Genomic DNA, 18,793 nt, shown 5'->3' with positions numbered 1-18,793 from the left:
ATCGGAGGTTCAATATTTCATTAATACAGCATAAGCTTCATCTTTTACGAAAACTGCTGTTCCAGGGTCCTGCGTAAGTTCTTCAAGTCTGGTATTAACTTCTCTATTGAGGCCGTCTGGATTTTTCGCTCTTAAAAAAGTAATCAGTTCTTTTTGTACAACCGGATCGTCCTGATGAAGAAAAATCTGTTGAATATTTCTATTGATAGCTGGATTTTCAACGTTGGCAAATAAAGCATCAACAGCTGCTAATCTCACATTTGTATTTTCGTCTGACAGGGCTTTTTCAGATACAATATTGATCAGCTGTGCATCAGAAGTCAAATGATCCTTTATCAAGGTAATTCCTTCTAATCGGGAACTTGCGGAATACTGATTGTTGATCAGGGCCATAGCATCTGTTTTCGCCAAACTGTTTTCATTTTCTGAATGATTATTCTGAATTAGATTTTGAGGATCACTTAGCTTTTGATGAAGATCTGAACTGGTATTTACAAAAGTTTTGCCTGTATTTTCATGTTCTCCAGTTACTGTTTTTTCAGTTTCCCATCTATTTTTCTGATTTGGAATTGCCTCATTTTTTTTATCTCCTGTTGTCATTTTTACATTAGCAACAACAGCTTTTTCAATTTCCTTTTGGTTCCATAAAGTGTAAGTTCCAAGACCAGCAATAATGGTTATAGAAGCTGCTGCCATCCACTTTTTCCATGGAAACAACGGTACTGTTTTCTCTGTTGAAACAGCTGGTTCATTCAATCTGAACATTATTTTTTCAAACGCATCTTCAGGTGGTTCGAGTGTGTCGAATTCCTCACGATGATCTTTAATGTATTTTTTAAGCGAATCGTTCATCCTGGATCTTTTGAGTTAGTTTTTCAAAAATTTTCTTTTTTGCACGGTGATAATAGCTTCTTACCGTGCCGGGTGGTATATCCAGAACTTTTGCTATTTCTTCCTGCGGCATTTCCTCAAACAGAAAAAGGTTAACAATTGTTCTTGTCTGCAGTGGAAGTTCATCAATAGCATTTTGAAGTTCTTGTACACGGGATTCCTTCTTCAGTGTTTCTTCCCATTCGTCATCTTGTATATCCAGCATTTTGTCATCTTCAATTTCTGTAAAGTAAATTTTTCTTTTCCGAAGAAAATTGAGTGAATGATTGATCGCAATCCGCTTTATCCACCCGCCGAAACTTTCCGAATTTTTCAGGGATTTTATTTCTGAAAATGCTTTTAGAAAAACTTCCTGAAGAATATCTTCGGCTTCCTGTCTTTCGTTCACAAGGCGAAAAATTGAATTGAAAACCGATTTAGAATAACGCTGATAGAGCAGAGAATACCCTACATTGTCCCCGGAACGGCATCGTTCCAACAGTTCTTTGTCACTGATATTTTCTGTTGTTGTTTTCAAAAAGTTATTCGTTTTTATTTATTGGTTCTATATAATAGACACCAATCGGTCTTCAATGTTGCAGTTGTTTATCTTTTTTATGACTTTTTATCGGTCCTTTTTTAGAAAGATTAAAATTATTAAAAAGAAAATTGCTTTTCTATGAGCTATTGTTCACACCATTGGGTTTCAATAGGAATTTTAAAAGTACTTATTTTTTCCTGTTCGGCTTTATTGTACGCTTCTTTCGCTTCTCTGGAATCTACATCTTTACCGTTGTATACATAGGTAAATGTATTGTTAGAGGAATTAAGATTGGCAAAAATCATTGAGGGTTCTTTCTGGTATTTATTCCAAAAGGTTTCCCATTGTTTTGGGGTAAAGTTTACCTTTGAAGTATAGGCGTTTCGTTCTTCAATACTGTTTTTTTCTTTGGTGATTCCTTTAATTTCAAAAATAAAATTTTCTTCAGAATCTGATATTTTCAGAATAAGCCCGGGTAACCCAAAAAATTTATAAGGTCCATCATTAACCGGCACCTCATTGGTAAACCATGCAATCCACTTTCGCCCTCCAAAATCTGTTTCTGCTTTCTGGACAGTATAATTGAAAAGGGTGCTTTTTTCCTGGTGAATTTTCCAGTTTGGTTTGCAGGTATAGGTTGTGAAATAGACTTTATCAAAGAAATTTTCTTCGGAAACCGTGGTTTGAGATTTAAAATTTTTGGAGATTAATGCCTGCAGTTTCCATGTTTCTTTCGGGCTTGGGAAGCTTCTGGATCCTTGTTTTACAAGAACTGTCTTTAAAGAATCATACCTGAATTTTGCTAAGGATTCAAAATAGGAAGCTTCATTATTTTTTATGAGCGCCGTTAATTCTGAGTTATATTCTTTACTTCCCTTTTCGGTCCTCCATTTGAAATCATAGATTATTTTGTATGATTGTGAAAAGATATTAACAGAGCCCATGAATGCAAATAAAATGATCAATAGTTTTAGTTTCATAATTGTTTTTTTTACTAACTATTGTAATGACGCAGAAATTGAAAAAATGTTGCAACTTCAGATCATAAAAGTATCAATCATCTGCATAAAAAAATGACTGCCATTGTTGACAGTCATTTTCTTTTATTGTTATTTGAAGTATTCGACTCCGTTTTTGAATATGTTGTGATAATTTGCGGTGGGTATGTTTTTCATCAGACCATCAGCAAAACGTTCCGGGTGTCCCATTCTTCCGTAGATCTTTCCACATGGGCTGGTAACACCTTCAATTCCGAATAGTGAGTTGTTTGGGTTGAACGGCATTCCGTGAGCAATGTTTCCATCGAAATCGATGTACTGTGTCGCGATCTGTCCGTTTTCATACAACTTCTTGATTTCTTCTTCTGAAGCCATGAAACGTCCTTCACCGTGTGAAATTGGAATAGTGAAAGTCTGACCTTTCATTCCTTTTAACCAAGGACTTTCATCATTTACCACTTTTACCGTCACCATCTGAGAGATGTGTCTTCTGATGGCATTGTGAGCCAATGTAGGAGAGTTTTCATCTAAATCCTTGATTCTTCCGTAAGGTAGCAACCCAGATTTTACCAAAGCCTGGAAACCGTTACAGATCCCGATGATCATACCGTCTCTGTCTAACAGTTCGTGAACTGCATTTTTCATCTTTTCGTTCTTTAAAACGTTAACAATGAATTTTGCAGAACCATCCGGCTCATCACCTGCAGAGAAACCTCCTGAGAAGGCAAGAATCTGAGACGTTCTGATCTCTTCCACCCATGCATCGATGCTTTCATCCAACAATTGGTGGTTGATGTTGATTAAAGGCAGACTGCTGACAACAGCGCCTTCTTTCTGGAATGCATTCAGGGTATCATACTCACAGTTGGTTCCCGGGAACACCGGAGCAAATACTTTAGGTTGTGCAATTCCGTGTTTTTTGATGATGATATTTCTTGGGTGGATTGAGTTTGATGTCTCCTCTATTTCAACCGTGATCTTTTCTTTTTCTGCTGTTGGGAAAAGGTTTTCGAATGTACCGGTGTAAGCGGATTCGAGATTCGTGATTTGGGTTTCAAGATTGTTGATTTTCAAAATTCCTGAATCTTTTACTTCTCCGATTAGCTGAAGAGATCCATTGCTTAATTCTTCTTTAGCTTCGATGATTAAGCTACCGATATTTTTAGCTAATAAAGTATTTTCATCCGCGTTGATTTCTGCTCCCAATCTGTTTCCGAAGCTCATTTTCGCCAATGCTACTGCTACTCCACCATCTTTTACGGTTTTCACAGAAACAATTTTCCCTGACTTGATGTTGTTGAAGATGAATTCATAAACGTCTTTTAAAGCATCATAGTTTGGAAGACCGCTCTCCTGAGCGATGTGATTAAAGAAATACACTTTGTTTCCTGCTGCTTTAAATTCCGGAGAAATGATATTTTCTTTATCTCCGTTAGCACATGCAAAAGAAATCAATGTTGGCGGAACATTCAGGTCCTGGTACGTTCCGCTCATGGAATCTTTACCACCGATTGCTGCCAATCCAAGGTTGATCTGCGCATCATAAGCTCCTAAAAGGGATGCTAAAGGTTTACCCCATTTTTCAGGAGCCTGACCCAGTTTTTCAAAATATTCCTGGAAGCTTAATCTGATATTTTTATAATCACCTCCCATCGCAACAATCTTCGCCACACTTTCTACAACGGCATAAGATGCTCCCAATAATGAGTTTTGCTTTGAGATTTCAGCATCGAATCCCCAGCTTGCCAAAGAAACTGTTTTAATATCTTTTGCGCCTAAAATCGGTAGTGTCTGTACACTTCCTTCCATCAGGGTTTGCTGGTATTTTCCACCTAAAGGCATGGCTACGGTTGTTCCTCCTACGGAAGAGTCAAACATTTCCAATAACCCTTTCTGGGAAGCTACGTTTTTATCTTTTAAAGCATTCAATAAGTTTTCTTCGTTGAACGCTTTAGTTTCTACTTTTACTTCTTCAAGGTGGTTGATTTTCACCTCCTGAGATTTTGAACATCCGTTGGTATCAAGGAATGCTCTTGAAAGGTCAACGATTTTGTCTCCTTTCCAGAACATCTGCATTCTTCCTGAATCTGTCACTTTTGCCACTTCCACAGCTACAATGTTTTCAGCTTCACAGAATTTGATGAACCTTTCTTTGTCTTTAGGATCTACCACAACTGCCATTCTTTCCTGAGATTCAGAGATAGCGAGTTCTGTACCGTTCAGACCTTCATATTTTAATGGTAATACATCAAGGTTTACTTCCAGAGAGTCTGCAATTTCACCAATGGCTACAGAAACTCCTCCTGCACCGAAATCGTTTGATTTCTTGATTAATCTTGTCAGTTCAGGGTTTCTGAACAATCTCTGGATCTTACGCTCTTCTACTGCATTTCCTTTCTGAACTTCAGAACTCATGGTGTGAATAGAAGTTTCGTCCTGTTCTTTTGAACTTCCACTTGCGCCTCCAACTCCATCACGCCCCGTTGCTCCTCCTAAGATGATGATAGAATCACCATTCGCAGGTTTTTCACGTCTTACCCAATCTACAGGAACGGCTCCGGTAACGAAACCAACTTCCATTCTTTTTGCCTTGTAGCCTTCGTCGTAGATTTCAGAAACCATCGTAGTTGCAAGACCAATCTGGTTACCATAAGATGAATATCCGTTGGCAGCCTGTTTTGTAATGGTTTTTTGAGGTAATTTCCCTGGTAATGTTTTATCTACCGGTTCTAAAACGTCTGCTGCACCTGTCAACCTCATCGCCTGGAATACGAAAGATCTTCCGGATAAAGGGTCTCTGATCGCACCTCCCAAACAAGTGGAAGCTCCTCCGAAAGGTTCAATTTCCGTTGGGTGGTTGTGCGTTTCGTTTTTGAATAATAAATACCAAGGTTCTTTTTTACCATCGTATTCTGCTTCGATCTGGATGGTACAGGCATTGATCTCGTCAGAAATCACAAGGTTGTCAAGATTTCCTGTTTTATGGAAATATTTACCACAAACTGTTGCTAAATCCATTAAGGAAATAGGCTTCAGTTCACGGCCTAAGAATTTTCTTTTTTCGATATAATCATTGAAAATGGTTTCCAATGTATGTTTGAATTTTCCTTCAAACTGAATGTCTGACAATTCTGTTTCGAAAGTCGTGTGACGACAGTGATCGCTCCAGTAGGTGTCTAATACTTTCAGCTCAGTTTCTGTAGGATTTCTTTCTTCGGTTTTGAAGTACTCCTGAATAAATTTCAGGTCATCTAATCCTAATGCAAAACCGTGATTGTTATAGAAATTTTCCAGTTCAGCATCATTGAAGTTGATGAAGTTATCATGGATTAAAACTTTTGAAGGGATTTCGTCAGCAGGAATATCCAGGATAGAAAGGTCTTTTTCCTGAGATTCTACTTTATTGATCAAAAGGTCTTTGATTTTCACCAAATCAGCTTCTGTTACTCCTTCAAATTCGATCAGTTTTCCACTTCTTACTTTTGACTTTTCATTCTCTGTCAATAAAGCAATACACTGTTGTGCAGAATCTGCTCTTTGATCGTACTGACCAGGCAGGAATTCCATACCGAAATGAATGCTTTTTGCAGGGTTTTCTGAATGTAAAATATCAGTCACAGGATCTACAAAAGTATTGTTTACTACTTTCTCAAATTCCCCGTCATTCAAATTGAAAATATCATACACATTGTAGACTTTCACACTTTGAATTGCCGGAACAACTGCTTTTACTTCATCAAAAATTTTTGGACTTTCAACATCGAAAATTCCTCTTTTTTCTACGAAAATTCTTTTGTTATTAGACATTAGATGTCAGATTTTATTTAATATTAGATTTATTTTCAAATTTATTTCTTGCTATCTCTATTGAGCGATTCAATTTTTCAAGCAAAATTCTTTCTGAAGGTAAGATAAGTAAATATTCTGCAATTTTTATATTATCTCCTTCGAGATTCATCAGTTCTATATGTTCGGAGTTTTTTCCGGAGCAAAGAATTAAACCAATCGGTGGGTTTTCACCCTCTACTTTTTCATATTTGTTAAGATATGAAAGATAAAGCTCCATTTGCCCTTTATGGCTAGCCTCAAATTCGCCTAATTTCAGTTCGATAACAACCAGAGATTTTAGTTTTCTATGATAGAAAAGCAAATCCATGTAATAATCTCTGTTATCAATCGTGATTCTCTTTTGTCTTGAAAGAAATGCAAAATCGCTTCCTAATTCAGAAATAAATTTTTGAAGTTCCACAATAATAGACTCTTCTAAATCTTTTTCAGAAAAAGTATCTTTCAATTCTAAAAAATCAAGGAAATAAGGATCTTTAAAAACCAGGTCAGGATTTAAAATACTATTTTCGGACCAATTTTTAAGTTCTTTGTTAATGATTTGTTCGGGCTTTTTACTTATTGCAGTCCGTTCAAAAAGCAAAGAATTTATTTTTTCTTTCAAAGTTCTGACGCTCCAATTTTCAATTTTACAAACTTCGAGGTAAAAATTCCTCTTCGTATCCTGAGAAATAGGAATCAGAAGTAAAAAATGAGTCCATGATAATTGTCGCATCGCTGATGCGACAATTTCGAAATTATCAAAAACTGAAGCAAACTGCATCATTTTTCGAATATTTTTTTCAGAGAAAGAATTTCCAAATTCTACGGTAAGCTGATGAGAAATTTGTAAAATTACTTCTTTACCATACTCTGCTCTTTTATTCCCCAGAACATCTTCATTTATTCTCTGTCCGATTTTCCAGTACAAAACCACCATTGCCGAGTTTACCTGAACAGCGACCTGACTTTTCGTCTTATCAACCAGTTCTTTTAAATCGGTAATTAATTGTTGATGATCCTGATTCTGTAACATTATTAAAAATTAGATGTCAGATTTTTATATTTTATTTTTCTTTTTACTTTTTTTGAGTTCAGAGTACCTATGTCAGATTACCCTCACCTGTTCCATTTATATTGGTCTCGTCCCGGAGTACAAATTTACTCTTTTTACTTTCTTTTTCCTATAATATCAATGCCAGATTATTATCTTTGGTTCCGTCATTATTGGATGCATTTTTAGAAGCTCCAATCCATTCTTCTTTATTCAATACAAATTTAAACGAATAGGGCTTTCCTTTTTCAAATCGAGAGATAGGAACCTCCAATTCATAAAGGTTTTTATCCTTTTTTATCATCTGATATTCATTATTTTCAGAGTCCCAATTGTTGAAACTACCTGCTACGGAGACAGTATTGATAAGATTTCCGTCCAGGTTTTTCGGATGTGTGTAAGAGAAAACGATTTTATCTCCTTTTACGGAATACCCATACACCTGCTTTTTATCTGAAGTTGAAATAAGATCTGCTACTAAACTGTCCGTCCCATTATAAAGTGCGGTAAATGTTTCGGGGCCATTGATGTTCACGATGATACAGATTCCGATATTCAGTTCTGGAAATACGGTAAACAAACTGTTTATCCCATAGGATCCGCCGTGTTTAAAACCTCTTTTACCATGCTCAGTAATCCAGTATTTATCCCAAAAATACCCATACCAGCCATCTTTGCTGTTGTTAATGTTTCTTTGAGACTCCTGAACGATTTTATTTTTCGGATCCAGCTCTTCTTTTAAAAACTTCACCATATCTCCCATCGTAGATTCGGTTTTAGCACCACCGGATCCCCATAAAAGGCTTTTTGGAACCGGCATCAAACGATAATTTTCATGATACCCATTGGCCTGAGCTTCATTTTTACCAAGTTCGAGTTTGGTATGGTTCATTCCAGCTTTTGAGAAGATATTTTCTTTCAAAAGGGTTTCATAGCTTTTTCCATAAATATTTTCCAGCATGAGACCTGCCAATTCAAGGCTTAAATTACTGTACTTATATTCTGTACCCGGCTTCATATTTAATTTTACGGTAGCCAAATCTTTTTTAAAGTCTTCTTTGGTATACCCATCGTTGAGCTTCTCGTAAAGAAAAGGAGTCTCATCCGTCATGTTTTTTCTCAGTTCATCATCAGTGGGAAGATTTCTTGGAAGTGCTGTCTGGTAAGAAATCAAGTCTCTGACTTTGATTGGAACACCGTTGTACTCTAAGTTTGGATAAGATCCTTTTAAATATTTACGTACATCATCATCCAGTTTTATTTTCCCTTCCAGAACTGCCTGCGCCAACAACTGACCTGTAAAAAGCTTGGTAACGGAAGCGATCGCAAAGTATGTATTATCATCTGCTTTGTTACCTTTTCCTTTGTCTATTTCTCCAAAGTGCTTGGTATAAATTTTACCATCTTTGATTATTCCGACAGAAACTGAATAGGCTTTTGACTCTTTTGCCACTTTCTGAGCAGCTGCATCTATAATTGAGTACACATTTTTATCACTTTGCGCATGATTCTTTGCAAATGCCAAAGCAAAAATAAATATGAATATATTTTTTCTCATTAGGTTTAATTATGGTTATTTTTGAATTTATTCGGGTTATTAGAATGTTTTTTCTGATATTCTTCTGCTTGTTTGATTTCTTCTTTCAGCCATTTTTCGAAAGGAATCAATTGATCTTCATAATTGATATTAAAGACAGTTTTCCCATCTTTTGACACAAAAAACTTCAGATCATCAAATGCTGCTAAGTTGGTTTTCCTATTATCATAGGCATTGATCTGATAATAAGGAAAATCTCCTTGTGGCCTTTCTACAATTTCAAAAAGAAGCTTTTTTTCATCTTCAGACATTTCATTATAAACGTTGACATAATGAACTGCCGAAATTATTTTATTGTATTTTTCAAAGAATCTAAGGATATTCTTTTCTTTTTCATTGTATTGGAATGAATATGGGTAATATTTCCCATCAATATCAATGTCTTTCTCTGTATACTTTGTAAACGGTTGCACAGTTTCTCCTTTGGTATTCATTACTCCCCAGGTTCCACCTACGATCGCAGGATGTTCATCATCTGTTTTCTCCCAATCGCACCCATCACAGAATATGGCATATCCATAGTTAAAAGATGATGCAAAGTCATGGCCAGGCTGAATTATGATCTTCCCATAACGGTCTACAAATCCTACTTTTCCATTTTTTACAAATCTTCTTACGCCTTCAGAGAAATAATCTGCTCCATTATCAAATAAGTAAGGCTGGTACAAAAAATTACCTTTTCTGTCATAAACATATCCAGAGGTATTTTTCTCAGATTTTTCATTTTTTTTTCCGCCAACAAAGAGAATGGTTTCATTTCCTATTCCTTCCTGTACTAATTCACCCTCTTTAATTCCGGTATAATCTCTAAATTCTGCCGGTATAATGATTTTTCCGGCCTGGTTTTTAACTCCAATTAAAGAATCTTTGGATGTAAAATACCTCAACACTTCTTTCTTTTGAGAAAAAGAAATGATTGGAATGAATAGAATGATTAAAAGAAGTTTGTTCATGATCATCTAGTGTGAAAATATTTTTGCCATTTTCTGAGATTAAGCCTTTTAATTTATATAACAATTCTACGAGTAATTATATTACAAACTATTCATCTTTGCTAAGATCAGTCTTCTTGCGTGAATTTACAATAATATAAAGCTTTTTAGAAGTATCGTAGGCTATTGAATTTTCCAATTTCCATTTTTGATACCCTACATAGTCAAACTGATGATTTTCAGGAGGAGTTAACAAATAATAATATTGCTCCATTAAATACTCATCTACAAAACCATCTTTTCTCAGTTTCGTTCAAAAAAAATGCAGCCCAAAAGGCTGCATATTGTTTTATACTTTAAGATCAGCTTCTAATCCTATCAGATCTTTATTCTGGTCTATAATCGGCTGCACTTCGTTCTTGACGAATTCTTCAGTCTGAATCGGTGCAAACCCGATAAAGTTCTTCGGATCTAAAACTTCTTTTAATTTTGATTTGTCTAATTTTAAAGAATCATCGTTTAAGATTCTTTCGATCAGGTCATTTTCTTTTCCTTCTTCTTTCACTTTTTTGGAAGCTTCCATAGAATGAACTCTGATCACTTCGTGAATTTCCTGGCGATCTCCACCTGCTTTCACTTCTTCCATGATGATGTATTCTGTAGCCATGAAAGGAAGTTCTTCTTCGATATGCTTATTGATTCTGTTCGGATATACTACGATTCCGTTCATGATATTATTCCAGATCAATAGAATGGCATCAACAGCTAAGAAAGCCTGAGGAATCGTTAATCTCTTGTTTGCAGAATCATCCAATGTTCTTTCAAACCATTGTGTAGAAGCTACCATTGCGGAACTCGTCGTCAGAGACATTACATATTTTGCCAATGCCCCGATTCTTTCACTTCTCATTGGGTTACGCTTGTACGCCATCGCCGATGAACCGATCTGGTTTTTCTCGAACGGCTCTTCAATTTCCTTAAGGTTTTGAAGTAAACGTAAATCGTTGGTGAATTTATGAGCAGATTGAGCGATATTCCCTAATAAAGCGACAACTTTAGCATCAATTTTTCTATCGTAAGTCTGTCCGGAAACTCCGAATACTTTTTCGAAACCGAATCTTTTTGAAAGTTCTTTATCTAAGTGTTTTACTTTTGAATAATCTCCATTGAACAGTTCAAGGAAACTTGCAGCAGTTCCTGTAGTTCCTTTTACTCCTCTGAAACGAAGGGTTTCAAGGAAGAAGTCTAATTCTTCGATGTCAAGAACCAAACTCTGTAACCAAAGGGTAGCTCTCTTCCCTACAGTCGTTAACTGAGCGGGTTGGAAGTGTGTAAATCCTAATGTCGGAAGGTCTTTGTACTGAATCGCAAAGTCTGCTAAGTTTTTCATTACGTTGACCAACTTTTTCTTCAGGATTAAAAGTCCGTCACGGATCTGAATTAAGTCTGTATTGTCTCCTACAAAAGCTGAAGTAGCTCCCAAGTGAATAATTCCTTTTGCTGAAGGCGCCACATCTCCATAGGTGTGAACGTGAGCCATTACATCATGACGGAATTTCTTTTCGTATTCTGCTGCTTTATCGAAGTCGATATTTTCAGCATTCGCTTTCAGTTCAGCGATCTGCTCGTCTGTAATTTCAAGACCTAAGTCTTTTTCAATTTCAGCTAAAGCGATCCAAAGCTTTCTCCAGGTACGGAATTTGTTATTGTGTGAGAAATTAAATAACATTTCTTCACTGGAATAGCGCTCTTCCAATGGATTTTTGTAGGAATTCATTCGTTCTTTTACTTTTTAGATGTACAAAAATACGGTTTTTCGGTGAGAGATGAAAATGCTGTTTTTATGATTTTCTACCTAATATTGTTTCGCTTCGGCCCAGGGATTGTGTGATATTATTTTGGATCTCACAGATTATATGGAGAAGTGAAAATATGTGCAATCTGACTGAGTTGCGAGTGATTTTTTTGCCACGAATACTTTTGTTGGAAACGCAAAGGCGCTAATGGTTATTCTTTTTACGCATTTAAGGCGCTAGGATTTTATCTTCGATAAAATTGAATACCGCTTTTTATTTTGTAAGTAGGATTTTTTAGTTCCTGCGGATTATGAAGAAGAGTAAAAATCTGCATAATTGGTCTGATCTATGGGGTATTTTTTTGCCACGAATGCACGATTTTTTTCGTCGGACAACGCAAAGGCGCTAGTATTTTTTGTTGGAAAATGTAATTTTTTTTTATGATTTTAAGGTGCCAGGATTTTTTTAAAAAAATTCATTCTGGAGTTTACATCATGACTAAAAAAGAGGCTACCTTGTTTTGGAGGCAGCCTTTTTACATTATTTTTCATCCATCAGACTAATCGATAAGTCCGCATGATGCTCCTACAGGGATACATTTTTTAACGAATGAACACCAAAAATACCCAGGAAGACACATTGGGATACCTCCCTGAACGGTTTTCAATTCTTTTTTGGAAAGTTTTTTTAAGTTTTTCATACTAAGATTTTGTTGATTTTTCCTACTCTCTATGCTTTTCGGATTCTGCTTTAATTTGGTCATAACAAGATACACTTTTTCAGCAAAACATTTGTCAATTTTCTTTTTTTACATGATTTAATAAACACTCTCTCATTTATCCTCAATAAAAAAGCCACTCTTCCGAGTGACTTTATTCTTTTGTGCAAGCTTGATTTTACTGATAAATTACAACATCATCTTTTTTGATCTGGTAGCCTGTTTTCTTGTAGGGAACTAAGACATAAGTCTCTTTAATATGGCTGCCGCTTTTCCAGATTTTATCTTTTCCTTCTTTTTCAAGGATAATACTTTTTGCAGCTCCATCCGGAATAAAGATTTCGGCCCGTTTCATGTCTTTACTAAAAATAACTGCTGTCATTGAAGTATAACTTTTATCTGAGTTCACTTCCTTTAGCTTTATTTTCTGTTCAAAAACTCTTACACAATTATTCCTGAGTTGTGAATAGGTATACCCTGCAGAGTTGATACAGCCATGAACATCTCTGTCCCCTCCCAGTACCGGAGCTTTTTTTTGTGCAAAAGCTAAGGAAGCAAGGAACATCGTACAAAATAAAATTGGTTTTTTCATATTAAATTATTAATGTTTTCAATTTGGCAAAAGTATTTCACACAATAAAGATATTAATTTCATTGTTAGTGGCAAAAACCATTATTTCTGAATTGTTTACATTTTGGGTGCTTTCCTAATGAAAATTGTTCTATATCTCAATGATTACCTTGGATATTGATAACATGCAAGCATCGTCTATAGTCATCATATGGGTATAGACCAAAAAAAGCCACTCTTTTGAGTAGCTTCTGTCTTTTTATATCCCGGAGTTTATTGATAGATAACGACATTGTCCTTTTTGAGCTGATAACCGCTTTTCTTGAAAGGAACCAATGCATAACCGTCTTTTTTCCATGCTTTTGCTTTTCCTGCTCTGTTAAGAATAACGCTTCCTCCTTCTGCATCTTTCACAAAAACCTCAGCTTTTTTCATGTCTTTACTGAAAATAACAGCTGCGATATAATCGCCTTTTGAAGCGACCTCTTTTAATTTGATTTTTTCTTCAAAAGTTCTTACACAGTCTTTTCTGATCTGCGAATAGGTATATCCTGCTGAACCGATACATCCGTGAGCATCTTTATCGCCACCTAATACCGGTGTTTTTTGTGCGAATACCAAAGCACCAAGGAACATTGCGCTACATAAAATTGTTTTTTTCATTGTTTGTTATATTGAAGTTAAAGCAGTGTTATTAAAAATCATGCCAAAAAGCTCAAAAAATGCTTTTGCCACGGGTTTTTATCCATCATTCATCTTCATCATGATTTTACAGGTGACCATCTTATTATTCAAGAATTTATAAAATATGAAATAATATTCTTTGATAATATAAAATACATTAAAAAAATAAAGCAATTTTTTGCCATATGATACAATATTTCTACATTTAGAGACAAAATAAAAAACCATAAAAACTAATACTTAATGAAATTAAAAATCTACTCTGCCTTTTTCCTTCTGGCATCCTGTCTATTTTTTTCACAAAATGTGAGTTTCGCGGATGTTAATTTTAAAAATGCTTTACTTCCTTATCATGATGCCAACGGGGATGGGGAAATCTCTAATTCAGAGGCTCAAAATGCCACAATCATTTTACTTGATAACAATTACGGAATCACCAATCTCAGCGGAATAGAAGCTTTCACCAATCTGAGCATGCTGATAATAAGAAACAATCCTGTTTCTTCACCTGTGAATCTGAGTCAAAGTACAAATCTTACAACAGTTATTCTTTATGGTGCTCCTATACCATCAATCAATCTCACGGGTTTAACGCAATTAAAAAGAATCACTGCAACAGTATCTCATGGCACAACGGTAGACCTGTCCAATAAACCTCTTCTTGAAGAAGTTACCCTCGTTGGTCAGATGGGTATAGGAGGTGTTACTTCTCTGAATGTAACACAAAGTCCTTTATTAAGAACTTTATGGCTGAATGACAGCAGCCCCAGTACTATTGACCTGACGCAAAATCCTTTATTGGAAACTTTGGTTGTTCAAAATCTGGCTTCATCCGCCAACAGCTTAACTTCGCTAAATCTTACTCAAAACCCAGTCCTCAAATTCTTAGCTGTTGTTGGAAATGAAGCTCTTCCCTCTATAGATGTAAGTATGAACCCGGTTTTAAACTCTCTGAATATCGGGAAAACAGCAATAACTTCTTTGAACCTCAACAATAATACGTTGTTACAGTTTCTGGCCATAGATCATTGTAATTTTTCCGGTGGTATAGATTTATCTCCCCTTACTGCTTTGGAGGAATTTAATGCGACCCAATCTTCATTAACTCAATTAGACTTTACCAATAATGCTAATCTGCACACTCTGAGCATTGCCAATAATTACATCACCAATTTATATCTAGCTCCTTTGGTAAAACTGAAGAATTTTCATTGTGGTAATAATTATTTCACCTCTATAGACTTAAGTAATAATCATAATCTTACTTATGCAAGTTTTATCTATAATCAGCATGTGCAATACATCAACATGAAAAACGGGAATAATCATAATATGACATGGCTTTCAGATTCAGATTATCAGTTTATGCCCAATTTAAAAGGATTTTGTGTGGATGACGCCAACTCAACCTATGGTGTCAAAGTAAAACAGACGGTTTATAATACGGTAACAGTTACTTCCAACTGCTCTCTGCTTTCTACTCAGGAAAATCAGCTAAAAAACAATCGTTTTTCGTTGTTTCCTAATCCTGCAGATGATGCTTTATTTATAGATACGAAGGAAAACCTGTTGGAATATTCTGTTTTTTCAGTGTCAGGACAAAAAATAAAATCAGGAATTTTCAGGAAAGGAGAAAAGTCTATCGATCTAAAGAATATGATCAAAGGAACATACCTCGTTCAGATTAAAACAGACCTTCAGACGTTTACGGAGAAAATCATCAAAAGATAAAACTCTTTTATGCCAACTTATAACAAAGCCTTGTCAGATAATCGTGACAAGGCTTTTGTTTATAAAATATATTAAAAATTGATCCGGAATTACTTTGTCCAGTTAATCTTTAAATGTCTTACATGCTGAGAACTCGTACCAATCATAATATCAAAATCTCCTGCTTCCCAATCGTATTTCAGATCCCCGTTGTAGAATTTCAGATTTTCAGGGGTAATATCAAAGGTTACTTTTCTAGATTCTCCTTTTTTCAGGAATATTTTCTGGAAACCTTTCAGCTCTTTTACCGGTCTTGTAATGCTTCCCACCATATCTCTGATGTAAAGCTGAACTACCTCTGCTCCGTCATAGTTTCCGCTGTTCGTTACCGTAACAGATGCCTGAACGGTCTGATTCCCTTTCGGATTGGTATTGGAAACTGCAATATCAGAGTAACTGAACTTCGTATAGCTTAATCCGTACCCGAAAGAATACAATGGGGTATTACATTCATCCATATAATTGGAACGGAATCTTTCGTAGGTACATTTATCTACTTTATCCTGGCTCAGCGGGCGGCCTGTATTTTTTGAGTTATAATAAATAGGAACCTGGCCCAGACTTCTCGGGAAGGTCATCGGCAGTTTTCCTGACGGGTTTACTTTTCCAAATAAAACATCTGCAATGGCATTTCCTGCTTCAGATCCTGCAAACCACGCATTAAGAATGGCATCCGGAGCGTCTTTTACATTCGTTAAAGCTAACGGACGTCCGGTAAAAAGAACCATTGCAATTGGCTTTCCTGTCTTTTTCAATTCGTTTAATAAGTCTACCTGAGACTGAGGAATGGTAATTTCTGTTCTTGAAGAGGATTCCCCACTCATCTCAGCGGATTCTCCAATGGCAAGAACAATTACGTCTGCTTTATTGGCTACATCAACAGCTTCTCTTAATAATTCTTCTTTTGATCGGCTGTCTCTGTCTGTTTTCTTTCCATGTGCTGCGTAGATGTCTTCCAGTTTGGCATCGTCATCAATGTTGGCCCCTTTAGCGGAAAGGAATTTCACGTCTTTACCGTAATTTGCCTGTAATCCCTGCATTAAATTAACTGAGATAGCATGTTTGGTAGCAACACTCCAGGTTCCGGCCATATTCAGAGAATTGTTAACCAACGGACCTATTACCGCCACTGTTCCTGTTGTTTTCAAAGGTAAAACCTGGTTTTGATTTTTCAATAAAACCATAGATTGAGCCGCAACATTTCTTGCGATGTTACGATTCTCCATGTTGTACACTTCTTTTGCCGCTAATTTTGCATCTCCGTGTTTGTATGGGTTATCAAATAATCCAAGATCATATTTGGCTTCAAGAATTCTCCTCGCCGCCGCATCAATTTCATCCTGGGTTACTTTTCCTTCAGAAAGGGATTTTTTAAGTGTTGTTAAAAATCCTTCCCCTACCATATCCATATCTACTCCGGCTTTCAAAGCCAATGCCGAAACCTGCTGAAGATCACCCATGCCGTGCTCAACCATTTCATTGATCCCGGTATAATCAGTCACTACAAAACCTTTGAATTTCCATTGGTTTCTCAAGACTTCAGTCTGCAGCCATCTGCTTCCTGTTGCCGGAACTCCATCCACTTCATTGAAAGAAGCCATTACTGAAGCTACTCCAGCGTCTACAGCTGCTTTATAAGGTGGAAAATATTCGTTGAACATTCTCACATGGCTCATGTCCACTGTATTGTAATCACGTCCTGCTTCTCCGGCTCCATATAGTGCAAAGTGTTTCACACAAGCCAAGATATTGGTCCCGTTTGCCAAATCTTTACCCTGATAACCATAGACCATATTTTTAGAAATCTCGCTTCCCAGATACGGATCTTCTCCTGAACCTTCGGAAACTCTTCCCCATCTTGGTTCACGGGAAATATCCACCATTGGCGAGAAAGTCCAGTTGATTCCATCAGACGCTGCTTCTCTTGCCGCTACTCTTGCAGACTGTTGCACAAGATTCATATCCCATGATGCAGCAAGTCCTAAAGGAATCGGGAAGGTAGTTTCATATCCGTGAATAACATCCATTCCGAAGATCAAGGGGATCTTAAGACGGCTTTTTTCAATCGCCACTTTCTGAACGGCTTTTATTTTATCTGCTCCTTTTATATTGAACAGTCCTCCTACCAATCCCTGCTCCACTTTTTTTCCAATATCGGAACTCTGGGCCTGACCTGTTGTAAAGTCTCCTGAAGTAGGCAGGTTCAGCTGCCCTATCTTCTCATCCAAAGTCATTTTAGATAAAAGATTGTCTACAAAGGCTTTCTTTTTCGCCTGATATTGAGCAGTCTGGTAAGACTGGACAGGCTTATCCACCATTTCCTGAGCGGAAAATACCGGCGAAAGGGCCAGGGTTGCAAGTACAATTAACTTTTTCATAAATCGATCTTCTTAAATTATTGTTTTTATATTTTTTTGCTTTATTACAAGTTGGTCTTATTCAATTTCGTAATGCCTGATAAGCAGTTTTTACTGATAAATGATTTCCTGGCTGATGGCTTCAACAGTATTTGTGACTTTATTCTCGGTATACCATTCTATAGTATTTCCGTATTCATCATATTTTTCAGTGGAAAAACTGGTGGGTGAGAAAAATTCTGCATGGGTCTTTTTGCCATTTCCCATATAATGTACAGCAATAAGCTCAATCATTACTTCATTTTTTCTTTCTTTTTAGACAACATCCACTCATACAGCTGCGGATTTGAATAGGTAGAATCCCAGGAATTATGATTATCATTCGGGAAAATCACCAATTCTGCTGTAGGGTTCACCGGGTGAAGTTTTTGGTAAAATTTAAAAGCATTTTCCGGCAGTACAATATCATCCATCCCACCATGGAATATTTTCATATTCAAATCTTTAAATTTATCAATATTGGCGGTCATTACCTGATCTGTAGGAGCGCAGACTGAAACTACTGCTGCAAACATTTCGGGATGTTCCATGGCCAGCTTCAGAGTACCCCATCCTCCCATAGAAAGTCCGGTCAGATAGATTCTTGAAGCATCAATTTTATATTTTTTCTGAATTTCTTTTATCAAATTATATACGGTAACGGTATCCCACCAGGTATCTGCAGGACATTGCGGTGCAAGAATGGCAACCGGCTCCTTGATCAGATTTTTATAGGTGAATGGGCTGTGGGCTTTTACCAGTTCAAGGTTATTTCCTCTTTCTCCTGAGCCATGAAGAAAAACAATCAGCGGAACATTTTCTTTTATATTCTGAGGATAATCCAGAATATAGGACATTTTCTCTTGTCGCTTAATTTCTTTATTCAGTTCCGCTTTGATTTCCTGAGCATGAAGCTGTAAGGAAAATGGAAGTAATAAAAGGGGAATATGTTTTAATTTCATATTGTTATTCAGGTTTTGGCTAAAGCCTTTGGATTTTTTTTATTTATTTAAAACGGGCTTTAGCCCGTTTCTATTGAAT

The 18,793-nt window shown here is 36.4% G+C and carries 15 protein-coding genes; 1 reads left to right on the top strand and 14 read right to left on the bottom strand.

The features are described from left to right. Positions 1–9 precede the first annotated feature (9 nt). The 11 genes from AC106K_RS14510 to AC106K_RS14460 form a co-directional block, all read right to left on the bottom strand. Positions 10–852: a HEAT repeat domain-containing protein gene (locus tag AC106K_RS14510; RefSeq protein ID WP_482446243.1), complete on the bottom strand. Its 843-nt coding sequence runs from the start codon at positions 850–852 to the stop codon at positions 10–12. After that, complete coding sequence (locus AC106K_RS14505) at positions 836–1,408, bottom strand: RNA polymerase sigma factor (protein WP_482446242.1); 573 nt, start codon at positions 1,406–1,408, stop codon at positions 836–838. The genes AC106K_RS14510 and AC106K_RS14505 overlap by 17 nt, the downstream gene beginning before the upstream one ends. A 146-nt stretch (positions 1,409–1,554) precedes the next feature. Continuing rightward, positions 1,555–2,391 carry a GLPGLI family protein gene (locus AC106K_RS14500; RefSeq protein ID WP_482446241.1) on the bottom strand — a complete coding sequence of 279 codons (837 nt, stop codon included), beginning with the start codon at positions 2,389–2,391 and terminating at the stop codon, positions 1,555–1,557. 129 nt (positions 2,392–2,520) lie between these two features. Further along, complete coding sequence (locus AC106K_RS14495) at positions 2,521–6,216, bottom strand: phosphoribosylformylglycinamidine synthase (protein ID WP_482446240.1); 3,696 nt, start codon at positions 6,214–6,216, stop codon at positions 2,521–2,523. Positions 6,217–6,229: 13 nt separating this feature from the next. Then, positions 6,230–7,270, bottom strand: a complete 1,041-nt coding sequence (locus AC106K_RS14490; RefSeq protein ID WP_482446239.1) for a PDDEXK nuclease domain-containing protein — start codon at positions 7,268–7,270, stop codon at positions 6,230–6,232. Between the two features lie 148 nt (positions 7,271–7,418). Beyond that, the gene (locus AC106K_RS14485) at positions 7,419–8,846 is read right to left on the bottom strand and encodes a serine hydrolase (RefSeq protein WP_482446238.1); all 1,428 of its coding nucleotides are present in this window, start codon (positions 8,844–8,846) and stop codon (positions 7,419–7,421) included. Positions 8,847–8,851: 5 nt separating this feature from the next. After that, the gene (locus AC106K_RS14480; RefSeq protein WP_482446237.1) at positions 8,852–9,838 is read right to left on the bottom strand and encodes a WG repeat-containing protein; all 987 of its coding nucleotides are present in this window, start codon (positions 9,836–9,838) and stop codon (positions 8,852–8,854) included. A 328-nt stretch (positions 9,839–10,166) separates the two neighbouring features. Further along, on the bottom strand, positions 10,167–11,594 hold the full coding sequence (purB, locus tag AC106K_RS14475; RefSeq protein ID WP_047096071.1) for an adenylosuccinate lyase: 1,428 nt from the start codon (positions 11,592–11,594) through the stop codon (positions 10,167–10,169). 578 nt (positions 11,595–12,172) lie between these two features. Then, on the bottom strand, positions 12,173–12,313 hold the full coding sequence (locus tag AC106K_RS14470; protein ID WP_482446236.1) for a bacteriocin-like protein: 141 nt from the start codon (positions 12,311–12,313) through the stop codon (positions 12,173–12,175). 196 nt (positions 12,314–12,509) lie between these two features. After that, on the bottom strand, positions 12,510–12,923 hold the full coding sequence (locus AC106K_RS14465) for a hypothetical protein (protein ID WP_482446235.1): 414 nt from the start codon (positions 12,921–12,923) through the stop codon (positions 12,510–12,512). Between the two features lie 252 nt (positions 12,924–13,175). Next, on the bottom strand, positions 13,176–13,565 hold the full coding sequence (locus AC106K_RS14460; protein WP_482446234.1) for a hypothetical protein: 390 nt from the start codon (positions 13,563–13,565) through the stop codon (positions 13,176–13,178). A 264-nt stretch (positions 13,566–13,829) separates the two neighbouring features. Between AC106K_RS14460 and AC106K_RS14455 the strand changes: the two genes are divergently transcribed. Beyond that, entirely contained in the window at positions 13,830–15,317 is a 1,488-nt protein-coding gene (locus AC106K_RS14455; protein WP_482446233.1) for a T9SS type A sorting domain-containing protein, read from the top strand. 89 nt (positions 15,318–15,406) lie between these two features. Here the strand turns inward: AC106K_RS14455 and bglX are convergent, their stop codons facing one another. From bglX to AC106K_RS14440, 3 genes are all read right to left on the bottom strand, one after another. Continuing rightward, entirely contained in the window at positions 15,407–17,734 is a 2,328-nt protein-coding gene (bglX, locus tag AC106K_RS14450; RefSeq protein WP_482446232.1) for a beta-glucosidase BglX, read from the bottom strand. 90 nt (positions 17,735–17,824) lie between these two features. Continuing rightward, positions 17,825–18,007 carry a hypothetical protein gene (locus AC106K_RS14445; protein ID WP_482446231.1) on the bottom strand — a complete coding sequence of 61 codons (183 nt, stop codon included), beginning with the start codon at positions 18,005–18,007 and terminating at the stop codon, positions 17,825–17,827. Further along, positions 18,007–18,714: a carboxylesterase family protein gene (locus AC106K_RS14440; protein WP_482446230.1), complete on the bottom strand. Its 708-nt coding sequence runs from the start codon at positions 18,712–18,714 to the stop codon at positions 18,007–18,009. Before AC106K_RS14440 ends, AC106K_RS14445 begins: the two co-directional genes overlap by 1 nt. Between the last annotated feature and the right edge of the window lie 79 nt (positions 18,715–18,793).

The sequence above is a fragment of the Chryseobacterium sp. FR048 genome, from assembly GCF_056844665.1.
The sequence above is the reverse complement of the archived record's forward strand: the minus strand, read 5'-3'. Positions and strand labels throughout refer to the sequence as shown.